Here is a 20,620-nt window from a genome sequence, read left to right as displayed (position 1 = left end):
GAGGCCCGGAGCCGAGCGGCTCCGGGCCTCCTGCCGTGTCGTGCGCGGGGCTAGATCTCGTACGTCCGCCGCGGCACCGCCAGTTCCACCGGGCCGTCGTAGACCGCGCGGGCGTCGACGAGGTTGACCTGGGGGTCCGTCCACGGCGGGATGTGGGTGAGGACCAGGCGGCGGGCGTGGGCGCGGGCGGCGGTCTCGCCCGCCTCGCGGCCGTTGAGGTGCAGGTCGGGGATGCTCTCCTTGCCGTGCGTGAACGCGGCCTCGCACAGGAAGAGGTCGGCGTCCCGGGCGAGGTCGTCCAGCGCCTCGCTGACGCCCGTGTCGCCGGAGTACGTCAGGACCTTCCCGCCGTGCTCGATGCGGATGCCGTACGCCTCCACGGGGTGCGCCACGCGCTCGGTGTGCACGGTGAACGGGCCGATCTCGAAGGTGCCCGGCTTGACCGTGTGGAAGTCGAAGACCTCGCTCATGGAGGAGTCCGAGGGGGTGTCGGCGTAGGCGGTGGTCAGCCGGCGCTCGGTGCCCTCGGGTCCGTGGACGGGGAGCGGGGCGCAGCGGCCGCCGTCGTGCCGGTAGTAGCGCGCCACGAAGTACGCGCACATGTCGATGCAGTGGTCGGCGTGCAGATGACTGAGGAAGATCGCGTCGAGGTCGTAGAGACCGCAGTGGCGCTGCAGCTCGCCGAGGGCGCCGTTGCCCATGTCGAGGAGCAGCCGGAAGCCGTCGGCCTCGACGAGGTAGCTCGAGCAGGCCGATTCCGCGGACGGGAACGACCCCGAGCAGCCGACGACGGTGAGCTTCATGGAGCAGAAACCTCCGCTGGCGGGATAAGTCTGAGAGGGGCGTCGGGGGTCGTGCGGTTCGTCGAGCGTAAGGCGCACAACGTCCGGTCGCTCCTCCGCCAGGGGCTGTTGTGGGCGAACTCACCTGCGGTGTCACCGGTTCGGCTGGACGCGGGGCGCATGGGGGTGTGAAGGGCGCGCGGGTGGCGCGCGCCGGGTCCTGTCGTTCCCCTCCACGAAACGCCGAAGGGCCGGAGCACGCAAGCTCCGGCCCTTCGGAAGACGGCCCCGCGGGAGACGGCCCCGTGCCGCCCGGTCCGCGTGCCGCCCGGTCCGTGTGCCGCCTGGTCCGCGTGCTCCGCGGCGCGCGTGCCGTCCGGCGCGCTACGCCCAGAGCTGGCCCCGGAGCGCCTCGATGGCCTCCTGTGTCGTCGCGGCCGTGTAGACGCCCGTCGAGAGGTACTTCCAGCCGCCGTCGGCCACGACGAAGACGATGTCGGCGGGCTCGCCGGCCTTCAGCGCCTTCCGGCCGACGCCGATCGCCGCGTGCAGAGCCGCGCCCGTGGAGACGCCGGCGAAGATGCCCTCCTGCTGCAGCAGCTCGCGGGTGCGGGTGACGGCGTCCGCCGAGCCGACCGAGAAGCGCGTCGTCAGCACGGACGCGTCGTACAGCTCGGGGACGAAGCCCTCGTCGAGGTTGCGCAGGCCGTAGACCAGGTCGTCGTAGCGCGGCTCGGCGGCGACGATCCTGACGTCCGGCTTGTGTTCGCGCAGGTAGCGGCCCACGCCCATGAGCGTGCCCGTGGTGCCGAGGCCGGCCACGAAGTGGGTGATCGACGGGAGGTCCGCCAGGATCTCCGGGCCGGTCGTGGCGTAGTGGGCGCCCGCGTTGTCCGGGTTGCCGTACTGGTAGAGCATGACCCAGTCCGGGTGTTCGGCCGCCAGCTCCTTCGCGACGCGGACCGCCGTGTTGGAGCCGCCCGCGGCCGGGGACGAGACGATCTCGGCGCCCCACATGCCCAGCAGGTCCCGGCGCTCCTGCGAGGTGTTCTCGGGCATCACGCACACCATGCGGTAGCCCTTGAGCCTGGCCGCCATGGCCAGGGAGATGCCGGTGTTGCCGCTGGTCGGTTCCAGGATCGTGCAGCCCGGCGTCAGGCGGCCGTCCTTCTCCGCCTGCTCGATCATGTGCAGGGCGGGGCGGTCCTTGACCGAACCCGTCGGGTTGCGGTCCTCCAGTTTCGCCCAGATGCGGACGTCGGCGGACGGCGAGAGCCGCGGCAGGCGCACCAGGGGGGTGTTTCCCACCGCGGCCAGCGGGGAGTCGTAGCGCATCGGGGATCAGCAGCCTGTCAGGACATGCCGCCGGCCACGGCCGGCAGGATCGTGACGTTGTCGCCGTCGGACAGCTTGGTGTTGATGCCGTCGAGGAAGCGGACGTCCTCGTCGTTGAGGTAGACGTTGACGAAGCGGCGCAGCTGGTCGCCGTCCACGATGCGGGCCTGGATGCCCGCGTGCCGGGTCTCGAGGTCGGCGAAGAGCTCGGCGAGGGTGTTCCCGGTGCCCTCCACCGCCTTCCGGCCGTCGGTGTACTGGCGGAGGATGGTCGGGATGCGGACCTCGATGGCCATGGCTCAGGGCTCCTGTCGGAAGGTTTCGTCGGGTCGGTGGGCGCGCGGCGGCGCGGGAGGTGCGTGGTGGTACGCAGGGTGAGCGGCGCCGCGGCCCACGGCCGTACGGCGGCAGGGCTGCGTCAACAGATGGCGCTGGCGAGCCTGCACAGGTCGACGTGCAGCCGCGCCACGAGCAGCATGCCCGGCGTCTTCTCGCTCACGTCGTGGAAAACCATGGGCTCATCGTATCGATTCCCGGCCGGGTCCCCGGAGTGTGATCTCGTACTCCGGACGGTTTCCGGCCGAAGGGTGAGACGCGGCAGTTCAGGCGGCCGGGGGGGCGGTGCCGGGCGGTCAGTAGGCCTCCACGACCTCGACCTCCTCCTCCGTCACCTCCCCCTCGACGATCCGGAAGGAGCGGAACTGGAACGCGCCGAGCCCGTCGGTGTCCGCGGTGGAGACCAGGACGTAGTGGGCACCGGGCTCGTTGGCGTAGGAGATGTCGGTGCGCGAGGGGTACGCCTCGGTCGCCGTGTGGGAGTGGTAGATGACCACCGGCTCCTCGTCGCGGTCGTCCATCTCGCGGTAGAGCTTGAGCAGGTCCTGCGAGTCGAACTCGTAGAACGTGGGCGAGCGGGCCGCGTTCAGCATGGGGATGAAGCGCTCGGGGCGGCCGGAGCCCGCCGGGCCGGCGACCACGCCGCACGCCTCGTCGGGGTGGTCCTTGCGCGCGTGGGCGACGATCTGGTCGTAGAGGGCCTGGGTGATGGTCAGCATGCCGGCCAGGATAAGCAGAAGGGCCGTTCCGTACCGAGGGGTGGTACGGAACGGCCCACATGCCGGACGTCCTGAGCGGCAGGCGCACGGGGTGCCACGAGTACCCCGTGCGCCTGGACGTCCGTGGAGGGAGGAACGCGCGTTCAGCCGATCTTCTCGAGGTCCGGCTCGCGGCGCTCGGCGACCTCCGGGTTGCGGCTCTTGACGACGGCCCAGCCGACGGCCAGGGCGGCGGCCCAGCCGGCCATCACGTACAGGCAGACGCGGGAGTCGGCGTCGTACGCGATCAGGCCGGTGACGAAGAGCAGGAACGCGATGGCGATGTAGGAGCACACCGCGCCGCCCGGCGCCGGGAAGGAGGAGGCGGGCAGCCGGCCCGCGACCACCGCGCGGCGGTACAGGACGTGGCTGACCAGGATCATCAGCCAGGTCCAGATGCCGGCCGCGGTGGCGACGGAGGTGACGTAGCCGAAGGCCTTCTCCGGGACGACGTAGTTCAGGACCACGCCGATGCCCATGAACAGTACCGAGACCGTGATGCCGAAGGCCGGGGTCTTGGTCGACGACAGCTTGGTGAAGACCCGCGGGGCCTCGCCGTTGTCGGCGAGGGTGCGCAGCATGCGGCCGGTGGAGTACATGCCCGAGTTGCAGGAGGACAGCGCGGCGGTCAGCACGACGAAGTTGACGATGCCCGCGGCGGCCGGGATGCCGATCATCGCGAACGCCTTCACGAAGGGGCTGACGCCCTCGGCGAACTCCGTCCACTTCACGACGCAGAGGATGACCGTCAGGGCGCCGACGTAGAACAGGGCGATGCGCCAGGGCAGGGTGTTGATCGCCTTGGGGAGGGTCTTCTCCGGGTTCTCGGACTCACCGGCCGTGACACCGACCAGCTCGACGGCGAGGTAGGCGAACATGACGCCCTGCAGGGTCATCAGGGAGGAGCCGATGCCCTTGGGGAAGAAGCCGTCGAAGGCCCACAGGTTGGAGACCGCCGCGGTGTCGCCGGCCGCGCTGAAGCCGAAGGTGAGCACGCCCAGGCCGATGACGATCATGCCGATCAGGGCGGTGACCTTGACCATCGAGAACCAGAACTCGATTTCGCCGAACAGCTTGACCGAGATCAGGTTGGCGGCGAACAGGACGATCAGGAAGACCAGGGCCGTGACCCACTGGGGGACGGACGGCCACCAGTAGTTGACGTAGATGGCGGCGGCGGTGAGTTCCGCCATGCCGGTGACCACCCACATCAGCCAGTACGTCCAGCCGGTGAAGTACCCGAAGAACGGGCCGAGGAACTCGCGCGAGTACTCGGCGAAGGAGCCCGAGACGGGGCGGTAGAGCAGGAGCTCGCCGAGCGCCCGCATGATGAAGAAGATGATCACGCCCGCGAGGGCGTACATCAGGATCAGGCTGGGGCCGGCCTTGGCGATGTTCGCCCCGGCTCCCAGGAAGAGGCCGACGCCGATGGCGCCGCCGATGGCGATCATCTGGACCTGACGGCTGCCGAGCCCGCGCTCGTACCCCTCTTCGGGGGCGGATTCCTTGTCGACCTGCGCTGAGGTCATGTGTGGTGCGCCTTTCTCCATGCCGACCCGGGCCTTTCGTCGGCCCCGGATCGGGTCACGATCCCCCCGGACTGCTGGAGCTGTGCCAGGCCGGCGATCCGCCGACCTCGTGGCGCACCCGGCGGAACATGGGTGGTGTTCGCCGGGCGGTCGTGAAGATTTATCACGGCCGCAACACTGATCGCCTGCGCGGCCTGTGGCGCACCCCACAAGGAAAAGGGGACAAAAAGCGCCCTAAAGGGATCGAACAGGCCGACGTGGTGACGGGATCGTTATGCGGATTTGAGTGTCCCCTGAGCGAACACACCCTCTGCGCGGATCAGGGCATGAGGGTGGAGACGAGGGTTTCCTGGAGTCCGCCCAGCCACAGATAGGCCATCACCATGGGCTTGCGCGGGTCCTCGTCGGGGAGGCGGAAGAGGAGGTCGGTGTCGTCCTCGTCGGTGATCCCCAGCCGGGAGCCGATCGCCAGGCGCAGGTCGTTCAGGGCGCCCAGCCACTGCCGGGACTCCTCCACCGACAGCTTCAGCACCGCGCCGCCCTCGCCGGCCGCGGCCAGCGCGTCCAGGGAGCGGACGACCGCCAGGGCGTTCTCCCGCTTGCCGGCGCGCAGGTCGTTCTCGGTGTAGCGGCGGAACTCGGCGGAGTACGCCCGCTGCTCCTCGGCGTCGCGCGGGGAGGCGGGGGTGTGCCCGGGATCGCAGTAGGCGTCCGGGAAGAGCCGCTTCAGCACCGGGTCGGCGGGCGGCTCGCTCGGGCCCTCGGCGAAGAGCCCGGCGAGCGGGTCGGCCTCGGCGTCCTCGGCGGGGCCGGGGCCGATGAGCTCCAGGAGCTGCACGGCCAGCGACCGGATGATGGAGATCTCGACGTCGTCGAGGGCGACGGCCGCGCCGCCGCCGGGAAGCGGTTCGAAGTGTCCTGGCATGAAGGCGATTCAGCTACTTCCGGTCCTGCGGGCGAGGGAGGGTCACTTCCGGTCCTGCTGGAGCGTGGCCCACAGACCGTAGCCGTGCATGGCCTGCACGTCGCGCTCCATCTCCTCGCGGCTGCCGCTGGAGACGACCGCCCGGCCCTTGTGGTGGACGTCGAGCATGAGCTTGGTGGCCTTGTCCCTGGAGTAGCCGAAGTACGTCTGGAAGACGTAGGTCACATAGCTCATGAGGTTGACCGGGTCGTTGTGGACGATCGTGACCCAGGGGACGTCGGGCTCGGGGACGGCGAACACTTCCTCCGCCGACTCGGTGCGTTCGATCTCTACGGGAGCGGGTGACGTCACATCGCCCATGCTGCCACCGCAAGGGGGCAGTCGCACAAACGGGCCCCGCGCGAAGGGGATCCGACCACAATCGTCAGATTGACGAAATGGGGGTACCATCCCTGCCATGAACACAGCGGACCTTGGGCTGCCGGTGGACGTTCCCTCGACGGCGCTCTTCACGGACCAGTACGAGCTGACGATGCTCCAGGCCGCCCTGAAAGCGGGTACGGCCGAACGGCGGAGCGTGTTCGAGGTCTTCACGCGGCGGTTGCCGGACGGGCGCCGCTACGGCGTCGTGGCGGGCACCGGGCGCGTGCTGGACGCGGTGGAGAACTTCCGCTTCGACGCGGACGTCCTCGGCTTCCTGCGCGAGCGGGGGATCGTCGACGAGCAGACCCTCCAGTGGCTCGCCGGATACCGCTTCGGCGGCGACATCTGGGGCTACCCGGAGGGCGAGGTGTACTTCCCGGGCTCGCCGGTCATGCGGGTCGAGGGCACCTTCGCCGAGTGCGTGCTGCTGGAGACGGTGATCCTGTCGATCCTCAACCACGACTCGGCGATCGCCGCGGCGGCCTCCCGCATGTCGTCGGCGGCCGGGGAGCGCCCGCTGATCGAGATGGGCGCCCGGCGCACCCACGAGCTGGCCGCGGTGGCCGCCTCCCGGGCCGCGTACGTCGGCGGCTTCACCTCCACCTCCGACCTGGCGGCCGGCTTCCGCTACGACATCCCGACCATCGGCACCTCCGCGCACGCCTTCACCCTGCTGCACGACAGCGAGCGGGACGCCTTCCGGGCCCAGGTGGACTCGCTGGGCCGGGGCACGACGCTGCTGGTGGACACGTACGACGTCGCCGAGGCGGTCCGCACGGCCGTCGAGATCGCCGGCACCGACCTGGGTGCCGTCCGGATCGACTCCGGGGACCTGCTGCTGGTCGCGCACCGGGTGCGGCAGCAGCTGGACGAGCTCGGCGCGCGGGACACGAAGATCGTCGTGACCTCGGACCTGGACGAGTACGCCATCGCCTCGCTGGCGGCGGCGCCCGTGGACGCCTACGGCGTCGGCACCCAGCTGGTGACCGGGTCCGGCCACCCGACCTCCTCCATGGTCTACAAGCTGGTCGCGCGGGCCGAGTCCGCCGACCCGAAGGCTCCGCTGGTGCCGGTGGCGAAGAAGTCCACCGGCGGCAAGACCTCCCTCGGCGGGCGCAAGTGGGCCGCGCGGCGGCTGGACGGGTACGGGGTGGCGGAGGCCGAGGTGGTCGGCACCGGCCCGGTGCCCACCGGGCTGGCGGGCCGGCAGCTGCTGGTGCAGCTGGTCAAGGGCGGCGAGGTCGTCGCCCGCGAGCCGCTGGACGCGGCCCGGGAGCGGCACGCGGCGGCCCGCGCCGAGCTGCCGCTGTCCGCTACACAGCTGTCGCGCGGGGAACCCGTCATTCCGACGGAGTACGTCCACGGGCGCTCGGGTAGCTAAAGCGGGGTGCCCCGCCGTGCACCCCGCAGCGCCCCTCCCGTACCGCACAGGAAGTCAATAGGCTCGGAGGTTCACCGGCCGGGCCCGCATCCCCGCATCCCGACCCCATAGTCGAAGGACACCGACCATGCGCCGCGCCTTGATCGTCGTAGACGTGCAGAACGACTTCTGCGAGGGGGGCAGCCTTCCGGTGGCCGGTGGTGCCGACGTGGCGGCCGCCATCACCGAGCTGATCGGGCAGGCACCCGCCGGCTACCGGCACGTCGTGGCCACCCGCGACCACCACATCGCGCCCGGCGGCCACTTCGCCGACAACCCCGACTACGTCCGCTCCTGGCCCGCGCACTGCGTCGCCGGGACGGAAGGGGTGGGCTTCCACCCGAACTTCGCCCCGGTCGTCGCCTCCGGCGCGATAGACGCCGTCTTCGACAAGGGGGCGTACGCGGCGGCCTACAGCGGGTTCGAGGGGGCCGACGAGAACGGGGTGCAGCTGGCGGACTGGCTGCGGGCCCGGGAGGTCGAGGAGGTGGACGTGGTGGGCATCGCCACGGACCACTGCGTGCGCGCCACCGCCCTGGACGCCGTGCGGGAGGGTTTCCGTACCCAGGTCCTCCTGGACCTCACCGCCGGGGTCGCGCCGGAGACCACCGAGCGGGCGCTGGAGGAGATGCGGCAGGCGGGCGTCGAGCTGTCGGGCAAGCCGGTCGTCTCCGGCTGAGGCGGCCCGGCCCGCGCCCCTCCGGCCGCCCTACGCCTGGGTCGTCGGGCCCCTGAGCAGGGACCTGATCGGGCGCCACAGCTCCTGGGCCAGGTCCGGGCCGGCCGCGACACCGTTGTCGGGGGCCGTGCGCCATATGAGGCCGTCCGGGTGGTGCAGGACCGCCGTGATCTCGTCCGGGGTGGGCGGGGCCGCGTTGCCCCGCAGGTAGACCGCCCGCATGCCCAGGTTGCGCAGCCTGGTCAGGGCGCGCGCCCGGTTCGCGGCGTGCACGAGGACGCGTACGGAGCCGGGGCCGTCGGCGGCGGGACTGGGCAGGTTCAGCGCCACCACCACCGTGCCGTTCGGCAGCTTGCAGAAGCCTCCTGCGGCCATGCGGTCGTACCCCCGTGTCGGTCGGTGTCAATAAGAGAACTACAGACGCACCTAAACACGGATCGGCGGCAACCCGCCAGGGGGTTGCCGCCGAACATGCTCTGAGCTGCGAAGATGCGGACTACCTACCCGCGGGGCCGACCTCCAGCTCGATCGTCGAGCCGTTCTTGGCCTCCTTGAGGATCTTGATCTTCGTGTTGGTGTCAGTGATCTTGACGCCCGCGGTCGGGTTCGACTCGTCGTAGTAGTCGTTCCTGCGGTCGTCGAAGACCGGGACGCCCTTCGAGCCCGGGATGTACGTCGCCACGTCCGCCTTGTGCAGCGTCATGCCGTCGGTGCGGTGGAGGCTGAACGGCGCGTCGTAGGACTGGATGCGGTTGCGCATCAGGGTGCCGTCGGACCACTTCAGCGCGGTCGGGTGCGAGTCGACCGGCAGGACCAGGCCGGTGCCCTCGTGCTCGCTGGTGTTGTTGTCCGCCTGGGAGGTGTCCCACTTCCAGATCAGCAGGCCGTTCTGGTACGCGTAGTGCTCGACCCAGTCCGGGCGCGCCGTGAAGCCGAAGTTGTACGGGCCGGTCTTCAGCGTCTTGTCGTAGGACACGTACTGCCGGTTCTCGGCGATGTAGTACTGCGCGTAGTCCTCGCTGAAGGACCCGCCGATCCGGGTGAAGCCCTTCGCCGTCCAGGCCGCGTCCAGGGCCTCGGCGTCGTCGGAGAAGACGGGGCTGCCGTCGGCCGTCACCGTTATCGAGTCGGCCGCGAAGCCCTTCTTCGACACGCCGCTGTCCGTCGCGTAGCGGAAACGAAGTTCGATCTTCTGGCCCGCGTAGGCGTCGAGCGGGTAGACCAGCTTCTGGTACGAGTCGACCGTGCCGTCCAGCGCGGGGTTGCCGCTGCCGTCCCGGCTGATCGGCCTGCCGTTCGCCGTACCGTCGATCGCCTTCCAGTTGGCGCCGCCGTCGGTCGACACCTCGGTGTAGACGAAGTCGTACTTCTTCTCGGTGTCCCACCAGCCGTCGAAGCTCAGGGCGGCCGAGGACTTGCCCGTGAGATCCACGGAGCGGGCGAGCGTGTTCTTCAGGCTGTTGCCGCTCCCGCTCCACCACTGGGTGGCGCCTTGGGCGGGCGTGACGAGCTCGGTGGTCACCCGCTTCCTGGGCAGCTCGACCACGAGCGCCTGCTTGTGCTTGGAGTTGTACTCCGCCACACCGAGCTTGTGCCAGGAGTTGACCCCGGCCTTGGCCGTGTCGTAGTTCAGCCAGCCCAGCTGGAGCTTGTCCCAGGCGGTCATGTCGCCGGGCAGGTCGCCGATCTCGTTCTTCCCGGTGCCGAGCCAGGAGCCGGAGGACATCAGCGTCCAGAACCCGGTGGAGTTCTCGCCGCCGCTGGTGTCGTAGTGGTCCGGCAGGCCGAGGTCGTGGCCGTACTCGTGGGCGTAGACGCCGAGTCCGCCGTTCTCGGGCTGGACGGTGTAGTCGCCGACCCAGATGCCGGTGGAGCCGATCTGCGCGCCGCCCAGCTTGTTGTTCTCCGGGCCGGTGGCGCCGGCGTCGGTGCCGAAGGCGTACCAGCGGTGCGCCCAGATGGCGTCCTCGCCCTGCGCGCCGCCGCCCGCGGACTCGTCCTCGCCGGCGTGCACGACCTGGAAGTGGTCGATGTAGCCGTCGGCCTCGTTGAAGTCGCCGTCGCCGTCGAAGTCGTAGCGGTCCCACTGGTCGTACCGCGCGACGGCCGCCTTGATCTCGGCGTCGGTCCTCCCGGCCGCCTTCTGCTGGGCGACCCACGCGTTCAGGCCGTCGCTGACGACGTTCCACACGCTCGGGCAGTTGGTGTCACCGCACGCGTTGTTGCCGTAACGGGCCTCGTTGTAGGGGACCTTGACCCAGTCGGAGACCTCGCCCTCGACCGAGTAGCGGCCCGAGGACTGCTTCTCGTAGTACTTCTTCACCGACTCGGCGTTCTTGCCGGTGCCGAAGTAGAGGTCCTGGAAGTGCTCGCGGTCGTAGTCCGCCTTCCAGGCCGTGGAGTTGTCCTTGGCGCGGTCCGGCTTCGGGATCTGGTTGTGCAGCGGGCCCGGGGTGCCGCCGTAGCGGCTGTCCACCTGGTCGCCGAACTCGACCAGGATGGTGAAGATCCGGTCGGTCTTCTCGCGGCCGAGCTCGACGTACTTCGGGTCGCCCTTCTTGCTCTTGAGCTGGACGACCTTCGAGCCCTCACGGTCCTTGACCGTGGCCTCGCCGGATATGACCTGGTTGAGGGCCTCCTCGCGCTGCGCCTCCTGCGTCTTGGAGAGCGGGCCGTCGAGGTCGTGCTCGGCGTGGTCGTGGCCCGCCGGGTCGTGACGGTCCACGGTGACGGGCTGGCCGGCCGGGGCGGCCTGGGCCACGGTGACCGTCGAAAGGGTGGCGGTGGCCGCCGCGAGCGCCACACCGATGGCGGCGGCCCGGAACGTCCGGGGTCTACTGGTCACTTGAGATCCTCCCCCGCGTTCGTGCGCGCGGAAGGAAGGGGGTCCTGGCCGTGGAGGGTCCGCGCGCGCGTGATCAACGCGTGTAGTCAAGTGACGACATTGGACTAGAGGTTCACCGGAAAAGACAGACCTTGACTTGAACAGGTCAATTGCATTATGCGGAGCCGGCGTTCGCTTAACGAACGTGTGGCCGTCGCCCAACAGGCGTGTGCGGCCGTCCACTTCGTGGACACCATGACTCCGTGCGCCCCCCGTGCACCGGCACTGTTGGTCAGGTCACGCTTACTGTTCGTTCCCCTCGGGCACGCTGGCGACTAGAGTCGTTCGGCGGAACGCCCGGAAATCGGCGGAAAGCCAGGCCGACAACCCGTCCGACCCCCTTTGTCATCCGCACCCTCCCCCGGTGAGAGGCACGGGGGGAGGTCCCCACTTCCGAGGACACGATGGCCATGCCCCGTCCGACCGCCGCACAGCTCGCCTACGGTTCGTGCACCGTGATCTTCTCGACCCTCGCCATGCTGCTGCTGTCACAGACGAGTTCGGGTGCGGGGATCGTCCTCATCGCCCTCTCCGCGCTCGTCCTCGGGCTGCTGGTCGCGCTGACCGTTCCGGTGCCCGGGCCGGGCGCGGCCGTGGTGGCGCGGCCCGCCCCGCGGGAGCAGCGGGCGGTCCGGGGCACGGAGCCGGTGCGCGAGCGCGCGGCCTCCTGACCTTCCGCGCGGCCCGCTCCCCGGCGGGAGCTTCCGCCCCGGGTCAACCCGTGCTCACCACGACCGTCTTGGCCGCCTTGTCGTGCAGGCCCTGCTTGTAGGGCCTGTCGAAGAAGCTCCAACCGCCCGAGATCGCGGTCCAGATGCAGGCGCAGCAGAACGCGAACGGCAGCCACAGCACCGCCGCGCGCGTCAGCGCGGTCTGCAGGGAGGGCGTGTCGCCGTTGTCGAGGTTGGCCACCCGCATCTTCAGCCACTTCTTGCCGAGGGTCTGGCCCGACCTGGCCGTCATGAAGGTGTCGTAGGCGATGTAGAGGACGGCGGCGACCAGCGACTGGGCGAAGGAGTCGCCCACCTCGATCCGCTCGCCGTCGACGGTGTACTCGCTGACGCCGAACGGCAGGGTGAGCAGCACGACGACGATGCCCACGAGGACCATGTCGATGACGCGGGCGAGCGTGCGCCTGCCGCTGTCGGCGAGCGGGGGCATGCCGGCGAGCGGATCGGCGGGGGTCGGGCCGCCACCGCCGCCGTAAGGGCCTCCGCCGTAAGGGCCTCCGCCGTAGGGGCCGCCGCCCTGCGGACCGCCTCCGTAAGGGCTCCCGCCCTGCTCTCCTCCCCCCGGGGAGCCGCTTCCGTAGGGGCCGCCGTGGCCGGGCGGCGGCTGCGCGCCGTGGGGGGAACCGGCCCCCTCGCCGGGCGGGGGCTGCTTCGTGAACGGGTCGTCCTCGGGCGGGCGGCCGGAGCCGGGGGGCGGTTCGCTGCTCATGGCCCGAGTGGACCGCGAACCCCCCGGCTCCGCATCCGGCGGACGGCCGTCCGGAGTACCGGACCGGCCGGTCCCGCCGGTCCTCGTGCCCCGCGTCGTCAGCCCGCCACGAACGTGTGCGCGGCCTTGTCGTGCCAGCACTGGCGCCACGGCTTGTCGAACAGGCACCACAGGACGCCCACGACCCCGACGACGAGGAGCCCGGGGACGCTGTACACCAGCCAGCGGCGCAGGGCCGCGCCGAACCCGGGTGCCTCGTGCCCCTCGATGTCCCGCACGTCCAGGCCCAGCAGCTTCTTGCCCAGGGTGCGGCCCCACCTGGCGGTGGGCAGCACCTCGTAGACGACGCCGACGAGGAGCAGGACCGCGAGGACGATGCCCAGGTAGACCGAGGTCGTGCCGTCGAGCAGCCAGACGGTGACGGTCCGGCCGGAGAGCCTGGCCGCCTCGATCTTCTCGTTGACGTGGTCGACGGCCCTGGCGCCGAGCGGTACGGCGGCCGCCGAGGTGACGCCCGCGACGACCAGCGTGTCCACCAGCCGGGCGGCCAGCCGCTTGCCGAGCCCCGCGGGCCGGGCCGCCGCCTGGCGCCGCGCGGCCGCCTGGAACAGGTCCTCGACCGGCGGCTTCCAGGGCGCGACGGGCTGCTCGTCGCCGCCCGCCCCCGCGAGCCGGTGCACCTGCTGCGCCCAGGAGGACTGACCGCCACCGGGGCCGCTGGTCAGCGGGGTGGAGGCGAGGGCTGGGGCGGGGGACGCGATGGAGGCGGCGGGCGCGGTGGAGGCGGCGGGCTGGGGGCCGGCGGACTGCGGCGGGACGGCCGGGGCCGCCTGCGACGGGCCGGAGAACGGCGTGTGCTGCGGACCCGAGGGCGCCGCCGGGGCGGCCGTGGCCGCCTGCGCTCCGGCGGCCGCCTGTGCCGAGGCCGCACGGGCGGCGGCGGCCTTCCCCGCACCGAAACCGGGACCCGACGGACCCGACGGACCCGCGGGGGTCCCCGCGGCACCCGGGCCCCCCGCGACCCCGGGGACACCCGGCGCGCCCGGGGCGCCCGCCCCGGCCTGGGCACCGGCCGCCGGAGCCGCCGGGCCGCCGCCGGGGACGTCCGCGCCGCCGGGCCGCGGCCCGGCGGCCGCGCCCTGCCGTCCCGGCCGCGGGGAGAGCGCGCGGAAGGTCATGGTGCCCTCGTCGGCGAGCGGGCCGCCGGTGCCGGGGGCGCCGGGAGCGCCCGGTCCGGCGGGGCCGGCCGCGCCGCTGCCGCCGCCCGCCTCCGGGGTCCCCGCCTGCGGCTTCGGGACCGGCCGGCGGAACACGAACGTGCTGCCCGGTGCCGCGCCGCCCGCCTCGGAAGCGGCGGGCGGGCTCGTCGCCGTACCGTCCGTACGGGCGGGCTCGCCGTCCGGCCGGGCGGGGCCGCCCGCGGGCGTCACCCGCGGGTCGGCGCTCTGGGCGCCCTGCGGGGCGCCCCACGACACCCGGCGGTCCTGGTCGCCGCCGAAGCCGGACTGGTGGGTGCGGTCGGCGCCCCAGGCGGAGGCGGGTTCGGGCCGGGTGCCGTGCCGGGTCCCGGGTGCCGGGGCCGGGTCCTCGTCGAAGAAGTGCGGGCCGGTCTCCTCGACCGGGGCGGCGGAGGACCCCGCCGGGCGCACGCCGGGCGGGGGCGCGAGTTGCTCGCCCTCCCCGGGCGCCGGCCGGCTGGTGCCCGGCACCCAGGCGGCGCCGTTCCAGTACCGGACGTATCCAGGAATGGACGGGTCCGGGTAATACCCTTCGCGGGGCCTGTCGTCACCGGGGGCCGGGGTTGGGGCGCTCATGTCCGTCGTCCCGTATCTGCTCGGGGGTGTGATGGGGGCCTCCACATCTACCAGACGAGCGCAACCCCCACCGCCCGTCCCGCCGGACCCACCCCTTTCGGGCACCGATGTGGTAGCCGTGCACGCCCCCCCGAAAGAAGTTCCGCGCATCTTCGTGGTGCTCCCGGCCCGGCCGCTCGCCCGGTGCGCCCCGCCCGGGAAGGGGGTCAGAACAGCTTGCCGGGATTGAGGATGCCCAGCGGGTCGAAGACCTGTTTGACCGCCCGCTGCATCTCCACCCCCACCGGGCCGATCTCGCGCGCCAGCCACTCCTTCTTCAGCAGGCCCACGCCGTGTTCGCCGGTGATGGTGCCGCCGAGTTCCAGGCCGAGGGCCATGATCTCGTCGAACGACTCGCGGGCCCGGCGGGACTCGTCGGGGTCGGCCGCGTCGAAGCAGACGGTCGGGTGCGTGTTGCCGTCGCCCGCGTGGGCGACGACACCGATCGTGAGCCGGTGCTTCCGGGAGATCCGCTCGACCCCGTCGAGCATCTCGCCGAGCCGGGAGCGGGGCACGCACACGTCGTCGATCATCGTGGTGCCCTTGGCCGCCTCCAGCGCGGGGAGGGACAGCCGCCGTGCCTGGAGCAGCAGTTCGGACTCGGCAGCGTCCTCGGCGGGCACGACCCCGAGGGCGCCGGCGGCCTCGCACAGCGCGCCGACGGCGGCGAGGTCGGCGGCCGGGTCGGCGGTGTCGAAGGCCGCCAGCAGCAGGGCCTGCGTGCTGTCCGGCAGGCCCATGTGCGCCAGGTCGTTGACGGCCCTCACCGTCGTGCGGTCCATGAGTTCGAGGAGTGACGGGACGTGCCCGCCCGCCATGATCCTGCACACCGCGTCGCAGGCGGCGGCGCCGGAGGCGAACTCGGCGGCCAGCACGAGCTGCCCGGGCGGCTTGGGACGCAGCGCGAGGACGGCCCGCACGACGATGCCGAGGGAGCCCTCGGAGCCGACGAACAGGCGGGTCAGGTCGTACCCGGCGACGCCCTTGGCGGTGCGGCGGCCGGTGGACATCAGCCGTCCGTCGGCGAGCACCACGTCCAGGCCCAGGACGTACTCGGCGGTGACCCCGTACTTCACGCAGCACAGGCCGCCCGAGGCGGTGCCGATGTTGCCGCCGATGGTGCACGTCTCCCAGCTGGAGGGGTCCGGCGGGTAGTACAGGCCGTGTGCGCCGACCGCGCGGGCGAGGGCGGCGTTGACGACGCCCGGTTCGACGACGGCGACGCGGTCGACCGGGTTGACCTCCAGGATGCGGTCCATCTTCGTCAGGGACAGCACGATGCAGCCGTCGCAGGCGTTGGCGGCGCCGGACAGACCGGTGCGGGCGCCCTGCGGGACGACCGGGACGCGCAGTGCGGTGGCGGTCCGCATGACGTGCTGGACCTGTTCGACCGTCCGGGGCAGGACGACCACGGCCGGGGTGCCGGCCGGGCAGAAACTCGCCATGTCGTGGGCGTAGGAGGCCGTCACGTCGGGGTCGGTGAGGACCGCCTCGGCGGGCAGGCCGTTCAGCAGGTGACCGACGAGGTCGCCGGTCACCGCCGTGTCGTCGGGAGGCGCTTCGCTACGGCTCATGATCACAGGTTCGCACCGGGGGCCATCGGTGTGAACCCCGCGTACGGCGGCCGCCGGATGCCCGGCGGATTCGTCGTATTGACGCACAGTGACGCCATGGAGGCCACGGAGAAGGAAGAGGAGCACCGGGCACCGGTCCGCCGGCGGGGGGTGGTGATCGCCCTCGTCGCCGGGTGTGCCGTGCTCGGCGGGGTGCTGGCGCTGCTGCCCCGGGAGCGCACGCCGTCGCGGCCGTCGCCGCCGGCGCTGGGGGCGCAGGCGCTGACGGCGGTCACCACCGGGGTGCCGGCCGCACTGCCGGATCTGGCGGAACTGATCGACGAGCGGGAGCGGCGCGTGCGGACGCACCCGCGGGACGCCCGGTCCTGGACGGTGCTCGGGACCGCGTACGTGGAGCAGGGGCGGCGGCTGGCGGACCCGCGGTACTACCCGCGGGCCGAGCGGGCGCTGCGGACGTCGCTGAAGGTGATGTCGCCGAAGGTGACGTCACCGAAGGTACGGGCGGCGGGCGACGGCGAGCGGGCCGCGGCCCTGGCGGGACTGGCCGCGCTGGCGAACGCGCGGCGGGACTTCCCCGCGGCGAGGAAGTGGGGCGAGGCCGCGCTGAAGCTGGAGCCCCGGCGGTGGACGACGTATCCGCTGCTCGTCGACGCCTGCACCGGCCTCGGCGACCACAAGGCCGCCGGCCGGGCCCTGGACAGGCTGATGGAGCTGCAGACCGGGCCGGCCGTCATGGCGCGGGCGGCGGCCGTCTACCGGGACCGGGGCTGGCGGGAGGACGCGGCGGCCGCGCTGTCCGACGCGGTGGCGCGGGCCCAGGCCCCGGCCGAGCAGGCGGCGTACCTGGAGCAGGCCGGGCAGCTCGCCTGGGAGCGCGGGGACCGGGGGGCCGCGCTGCGGCACTTCCAGGAGGCGGTGCGCCTCGACCCCGACCAGCGGGCCGCCTTCGCCGGGCAGGGGCGGGCGCTGGCGGCACTGGGCCGCACGACGGAGGCGCTGAACGCGTACCGGGTGGCGCTGGCCAAGCAGCCCCGCCCGGAGTACGCCCTGGAACTGGGTGAGCTGTACGAGTTCCTGGGGCTGCCCGACGCGGCCCGGGTGCAGTACGACCTGCTGCGGGACCGGGTGCGGGAGGCCGCCGCCGGCGGGGCCGACGAGGAGCTGGTGCTCGGGCAGTTCGAGGCGGACCACGGGGATCCGGCGGCCGCGGTGCGCAGGCTGCGCGCCGAGTGGCGGCGCCAGCCGGGGACCGCCGTGGCCGACGCGCTGGGCTGGGCGCTGCACCGGGCCGGGCAGCACGAGGAGGCGCTGCGGTTCGCGGTGCGGGCGACGGACCCGGAGCGCGGGGGCGGGGTGCGCAGCGCGCTGTACGCCTACCACCGGGGCATGATCGAGCGGGCGCTGGAGCGGTACGGGCCCGCGCGGCGGCACCTGCAGGAGGCGCTCCGCATCAATCCGTACTTCTCGCCGCTGCAGGCGCGTGCGGCCCGGGCGGCGCTGGAGGAGCTGGGGGAGCCGCCGGCCGGAGCCGTGCCGGAGGAGCTGAGGAAGCCGCCGGCCGGAGCCGTGCCGGAGGAGCCGGAGGAGCCGTCGGCCCAAACCGGGCCGGAGGAACCGGAGGAGCCGTCGGCCCAAACCGGGCCGGAGGCGGCGGAGGAGCCGTCGGCCCAAGCCGGGCCGGAGGAGCCGGCGCGGGAGGAGTGACGGCGGGTCACGTCTTCGGCTTGTAGTAGAGGGAGAACCGCCGCGCCCCCGGCGGGCCCGACGCGAATCCCACGTACAGCCGCGGCTCGGGGCGGTGCCGGACCGCCAGCCCCTCCGGTTCGCGGAAGTCGAGGGAGCGGCCGGCCTCGGTGCGCCGCCGCCGGAGCAGGGCACCGGTGCGGATGTCGAGGCAGGAGAGGTACGTGTTGCCGTGCCGGGCGGGCGGGTTGGCGGTGGCGTCGTACGCGGTGCCGGCCAGCTGGTAGAGGTGGTCGCCGCACAGGGCGTAGCCCTGGAAGGGAACGCCCGGGTCCGGGTGGGCGCCGGTCTGCGGGAGGTCGGCGATCGGGCGGTCGTAGTCGCGGGCGGTGAAGGCGTCCAGGTCCCAGACGCGGTAGCGGGGCCGGCCGTCGAGCCGGTAGCGGACGGCGATGCGGCCGGTGGCCTGGCAGACCGACGGCTGGTTGTGGGTGGATCCCCCGACCGGGTGACGGACCTTGACGTCCCGGCGGGTGCGGACGGCGCCGTGCGAGAAGCGGAAGCGGGTTACGCCCCGGCCGTAGCCGTCCTCGGCGTGGGCCTCGGTCCAGATCCAGAGGGTGCCGTCGGGGGCGTGCTGGACGCCCATGCCGACGCCGTGCCCGAAGCCGTGCAGGTACATGTGGCCGAGCCGTTCGCCGGTGTGGTCCAGCTTGTTCAGACACAGGTCGCCGGCGTCGGCGCCGCCCCGCCGCAGCTGCAGGACGTACAGGTGCCGGTGCACCTCGTCGAAGGCGAACGACTGCAGGACCGTCGGCTCCTTCAGCGTGGCCTTCCGCCGCAGCCACCGCACGGCCGGCGCGGCGAGGTCGATGAACTCGTCCATGCTCCACTCCCCCGGATCGTGCGGGCGCCCCCGTGGCGCCCGCACGACCGGAGAGGCCCGGCCGGCCCGCCGCGGTTGCGGGCCGGGCGCGCTCAGAGGTTGCCGCGCCGGGCCTGCTCCCGCTCGATCGCCTCGAACAGCGCCTTGAAGTTGCCCTTGCCGAAGCCCATCGAACCGTGCCGCTCGATGAGTTCGAAGAAGACGGTCGGACGGTCCTGGACCGGCTTGGTGAAGATCTGCAGCAGGTAGCCGTCCTCGTCGCGGTCGGCGAGGATCTTCAGCTCGCGCAGGGTGTCGACGGGCACGCGGGTCTCGCCGACCCACTCGCCGAGGGTGTCGTAGTACGAGTCGGGGGTGTCCAGGAACTGCACCCCGTGCTCGCGCATGTGGCGGACCGTGGCGACGATGTCGTTGGTGGCCAGCGCGATGTGCTGGACGCCGGGGCCGCCATAGAACTCCAGGTACTCGTCGATCTGCGACTTCTTCTTCGCGATCGCGGGTTCGTTGATCGGGAACTTCACCTTGCGGGTGCCGTCCGCGACGACCTTCGACATCAGCGCCGAGTACTCGGTGGCGATGTCGTCGCCGACGAACTCCTTCATGTTGGTGAAGCCCATGACCTTGTTGTAGAACTCCACCCACTCGTTCATCCGGCCGAGTTCGACGTTGCCGACGCAGTGGTCGATGGCCTGGAAGGTGCGGCGGGCGGGCGGGGCCGTGATCGGGGCGGCGGCCACGTAGCCGGGCAGGTAGGGGCCGTCGTAGCCGGAGCGGTCGACCAGGGTGTGCCGGGTCTCGCCGTAGGTGGCGATCGCGGCGAGGACGACCGTGCCGTGCTCGTCCTTCAGTTCGTACGGCTCGGCCACCGAGCGGGCGCCGTGCTCGATCGCGTGGGCGTACGCGGCGCGCGCGTCGGGCACCTCGATGGCCAGGTCGATGACGCCGTCGCCGTGCTCGGCGACGTGCCGGGCGAGGAAGCGGCCCCAGTCGGTGGCCGGCTTGATCACCGAGGTGAGGACGAAGCGGGCGGAGCCGTTCTCCAGCACGTAGCTCGCGGTCTCGCGGCTGCCGTTCTCCGGTCCGGAGTAGGCGACCAGCTTCATGCCGAAGGCGCTGGAGTAGTAGTGCGCCGCCTGCTTGGCGTTGCCCACGGCGAAGACGACCGCGTCCATTCCCTTGACCGGGAAGGGGTCGGCCTGCCGTACGGTCGTGTCGGGAGTGTGGTGTGTGGTCTGCGTCATACCGGCAGACTGGCCCGGCCCTGCAAGGTGCGCAATAGTTTGCGTTCCGGCTGGGCAATCTGCCCAACCCCACGGCCGTATGGGCGGCTCATCTGTACAGGGTGACCACTGCGGGAGGCAGCCATGGCGATCGATCAGCTGGACGGCCGGATCATCCTGCTGCTCGCGCGGGAGCCGCGGATCGGCGTGCTGGAGATGTCCCGGCGGCTGGGGGTGGCCCGGGGCACCGTGCAGGCGCGGCTGGACCGGCTCCAGTCGAACGGAGTCATCCGCGGCTTCGGCCCCGAGGTGGATCCGGCGGCGCTCGGCTACCCCGTGACCGCCTTCGCCACGCTCCAGATCCGGCAGGGCCAGGGGGCCGACGTGCGGGCGCACCTGGCGACCGTGCCGGAGGTGCTGGAGCTGCACACCACCACCGGCACCGGGGACATGCTGTGCCGGCTGGTGGCCCGCTCGAACGCCGATCTCCAGCGGGTGATCGACCGGGTCGTCGGTTTCGAGGGCATCGTCCGGGCCGCCACGGCGATCGTCATGGAGAACCCCGTTCCGCTGCGGATCATCCCGCTGGTGGAGCAGGCCGCGCTCGGCGAGTGAGCCGCCGCGGCGCGGGCCCCGCGGGGGCCGGGCCCGGGGGCGCGGGGCGCAGGGGCTCGGGGGCGTGGGGTGAGCGGGCAGGGACTCCCGGGAGCACCCGGGCAGCCGGCGCCGGCGGCTGCCCACGGCGCCCGCCGGCACGCCGGTGCCGTCCTGCCGTGGCCTGGCGTGACCTGCCGTGGCCTGGTCGCGGCGACCGTGCCCGGCGTGGCGTGCCGGCCGGGGTGGCCGTCCACCGCGGCGAACGGGCCGGGAACCCCGCCACGACGGCCGCCCCG

General features: G+C 72.5%; 20 protein-coding genes. 5 read left to right on the top strand and 15 right to left on the bottom strand.

All coding sequences use genetic code 11. The annotated features are described in order from the left end of the window. Nucleotides 1-50: 50 nt before the first annotated feature. From AB0L29_RS10235 to clpS, 8 genes are all read right to left on the bottom strand, one after another. On the bottom strand, nt 51-803 hold the full coding sequence (locus tag AB0L29_RS10235; protein WP_365825343.1) for an MBL fold metallo-hydrolase: 753 nt from the start codon (nt 801-803) through the stop codon (nt 51-53). A 363-nt stretch (nt 804-1,166) separates the two neighbouring features. Continuing rightward, a complete protein-coding gene (locus tag AB0L29_RS10230) occupies nt 1,167-2,117 on the bottom strand; it encodes a cysteine synthase (protein WP_365825341.1) in 951 nt (316 codons plus the stop codon). 17 nt (nt 2,118-2,134) lie between these two features. Beyond that, a complete protein-coding gene (locus AB0L29_RS10225) occupies nt 2,135-2,413 on the bottom strand; it encodes a MoaD/ThiS family protein (protein WP_365825339.1) in 279 nt (92 codons plus the stop codon). Between the two features lie 122 nt (nt 2,414-2,535). Then, complete coding sequence (locus tag AB0L29_RS10220; protein WP_316959376.1) at nt 2,536-2,631, bottom strand: putative leader peptide; 96 nt, start codon at nt 2,629-2,631, stop codon at nt 2,536-2,538. A gap of 118 nt (nt 2,632-2,749) precedes the next feature. Beyond that, on the bottom strand, nt 2,750-3,172 hold the full coding sequence (locus AB0L29_RS10215) for a M67 family metallopeptidase (protein WP_365825337.1): 423 nt from the start codon (nt 3,170-3,172) through the stop codon (nt 2,750-2,752). 143 nt (nt 3,173-3,315) lie between these two features. Beyond that, a complete protein-coding gene (locus AB0L29_RS10210) occupies nt 3,316-4,740 on the bottom strand; it encodes an amino acid permease (protein WP_365825335.1) in 1,425 nt (474 codons plus the stop codon). Between the two features lie 319 nt (nt 4,741-5,059). Further along, nucleotides 5,060-5,665, bottom strand: a complete 606-nt coding sequence (locus tag AB0L29_RS10205) for a DUF2017 domain-containing protein (protein ID WP_365825334.1) — start codon at nt 5,663-5,665, stop codon at nt 5,060-5,062. Nucleotides 5,666-5,707: 42 nt separating this feature from the next. Beyond that, complete coding sequence (gene clpS / locus AB0L29_RS10200; protein WP_365825333.1) at nt 5,708-6,025, bottom strand: ATP-dependent Clp protease adapter ClpS; 318 nt, start codon at nt 6,023-6,025, stop codon at nt 5,708-5,710. Nucleotides 6,026-6,122: 97 nt separating this feature from the next. On the opposite strand from clpS, the gene AB0L29_RS10195 reads away from it, so the two are divergent. Together AB0L29_RS10195 and AB0L29_RS10190 are read left to right on the top strand one after the other, a co-directional pair. Beyond that, nucleotides 6,123-7,469: a nicotinate phosphoribosyltransferase gene (locus AB0L29_RS10195; protein WP_365825331.1), complete on the top strand. Its 1,347-nt coding sequence runs from the start codon at nt 6,123-6,125 to the stop codon at nt 7,467-7,469. Nucleotides 7,470-7,596: 127 nt separating this feature from the next. Continuing rightward, entirely contained in the window at nt 7,597-8,187 is a 591-nt protein-coding gene (locus AB0L29_RS10190) for a nicotinamidase (RefSeq protein ID WP_365825329.1), read from the top strand. Between the two features lie 30 nt (nt 8,188-8,217). Here the strand turns inward: AB0L29_RS10190 and AB0L29_RS10185 are convergent, their stop codons facing one another. Both AB0L29_RS10185 and AB0L29_RS10180 read right to left on the bottom strand, forming a co-directional pair. After that, a complete protein-coding gene (locus tag AB0L29_RS10185) occupies nt 8,218-8,562 on the bottom strand; it encodes a hypothetical protein (RefSeq protein WP_365825328.1) in 345 nt (114 codons plus the stop codon). Between the two features lie 121 nt (nt 8,563-8,683). Then, the gene (locus tag AB0L29_RS10180) at nt 8,684-11,032 is read right to left on the bottom strand and encodes an immune inhibitor A domain-containing protein (RefSeq protein ID WP_365825326.1); all 2,349 of its coding nucleotides are present in this window, start codon (nt 11,030-11,032) and stop codon (nt 8,684-8,686) included. Between the two features lie 449 nt (nt 11,033-11,481). Here AB0L29_RS10180 and AB0L29_RS10175 point away from each other — a divergent pair, with 449 nt between their 5' ends. Further along, nucleotides 11,482-11,742, top strand: a complete 261-nt coding sequence (locus tag AB0L29_RS10175; protein WP_365825324.1) for a hypothetical protein — start codon at nt 11,482-11,484, stop codon at nt 11,740-11,742. 43 nt (nt 11,743-11,785) lie between these two features. Here AB0L29_RS10175 and AB0L29_RS10170 read toward each other — a convergent pair whose 3' ends face one another. The 3 genes from AB0L29_RS10170 to AB0L29_RS10160 form a co-directional block, all read right to left on the bottom strand. Then, complete coding sequence (locus AB0L29_RS10170) at nt 11,786-12,511, bottom strand: RDD family protein (protein WP_365825322.1); 726 nt, start codon at nt 12,509-12,511, stop codon at nt 11,786-11,788. A gap of 98 nt (nt 12,512-12,609) precedes the next feature. Next, on the bottom strand, nt 12,610-14,325 hold the full coding sequence (locus AB0L29_RS10165) for an RDD family protein (RefSeq protein ID WP_365825320.1): 1,716 nt from the start codon (nt 14,323-14,325) through the stop codon (nt 12,610-12,612). Nucleotides 14,326-14,531: 206 nt separating this feature from the next. Continuing rightward, nucleotides 14,532-15,944, bottom strand: coding sequence for an FAD-linked oxidase C-terminal domain-containing protein (locus AB0L29_RS10160; protein WP_365825318.1), 1,413 nt, complete (start codon nt 15,942-15,944; stop codon nt 14,532-14,534). Nucleotides 15,945-16,034: 90 nt separating this feature from the next. Here AB0L29_RS10160 and AB0L29_RS10155 point away from each other — a divergent pair, with 90 nt between their 5' ends. Beyond that, nucleotides 16,035-17,642 (top strand): tetratricopeptide repeat protein, encoded by a 1,608-nt coding sequence (locus AB0L29_RS10155; protein ID WP_365825316.1) that lies wholly within the window; start codon nt 16,035-16,037, stop codon nt 17,640-17,642. A gap of 7 nt (nt 17,643-17,649) precedes the next feature. Here the strand turns inward: AB0L29_RS10155 and AB0L29_RS10150 are convergent, their stop codons facing one another. Together AB0L29_RS10150 and hppD are read right to left on the bottom strand one after the other, a co-directional pair. Beyond that, complete coding sequence (locus AB0L29_RS10150; RefSeq protein ID WP_365825314.1) at nt 17,650-18,507, bottom strand: Teichoic acid biosynthesis protein C (Precursor); 858 nt, start codon at nt 18,505-18,507, stop codon at nt 17,650-17,652. Nucleotides 18,508-18,599: 92 nt separating this feature from the next. Continuing rightward, a complete protein-coding gene (gene hppD / locus AB0L29_RS10145; protein WP_365825312.1) occupies nt 18,600-19,748 on the bottom strand; it encodes a 4-hydroxyphenylpyruvate dioxygenase in 1,149 nt (382 codons plus the stop codon). 123 nt (nt 19,749-19,871) lie between these two features. Between hppD and AB0L29_RS10140 the strand changes: the two genes are divergently transcribed. After that, a complete protein-coding gene (locus tag AB0L29_RS10140; protein ID WP_365825310.1) occupies nt 19,872-20,342 on the top strand; it encodes an Lrp/AsnC family transcriptional regulator in 471 nt (156 codons plus the stop codon). Nucleotides 20,343-20,620 lie beyond the last annotated feature (278 nt).

This window comes from Streptomyces sp. NPDC052701, from assembly GCF_040678355.1.
Lineage (GTDB): Bacteria > Actinomycetota > Actinomycetes > Streptomycetales > Streptomycetaceae > Streptomyces.
This window is presented reverse-complemented; position numbering and strand designations above follow the sequence as displayed.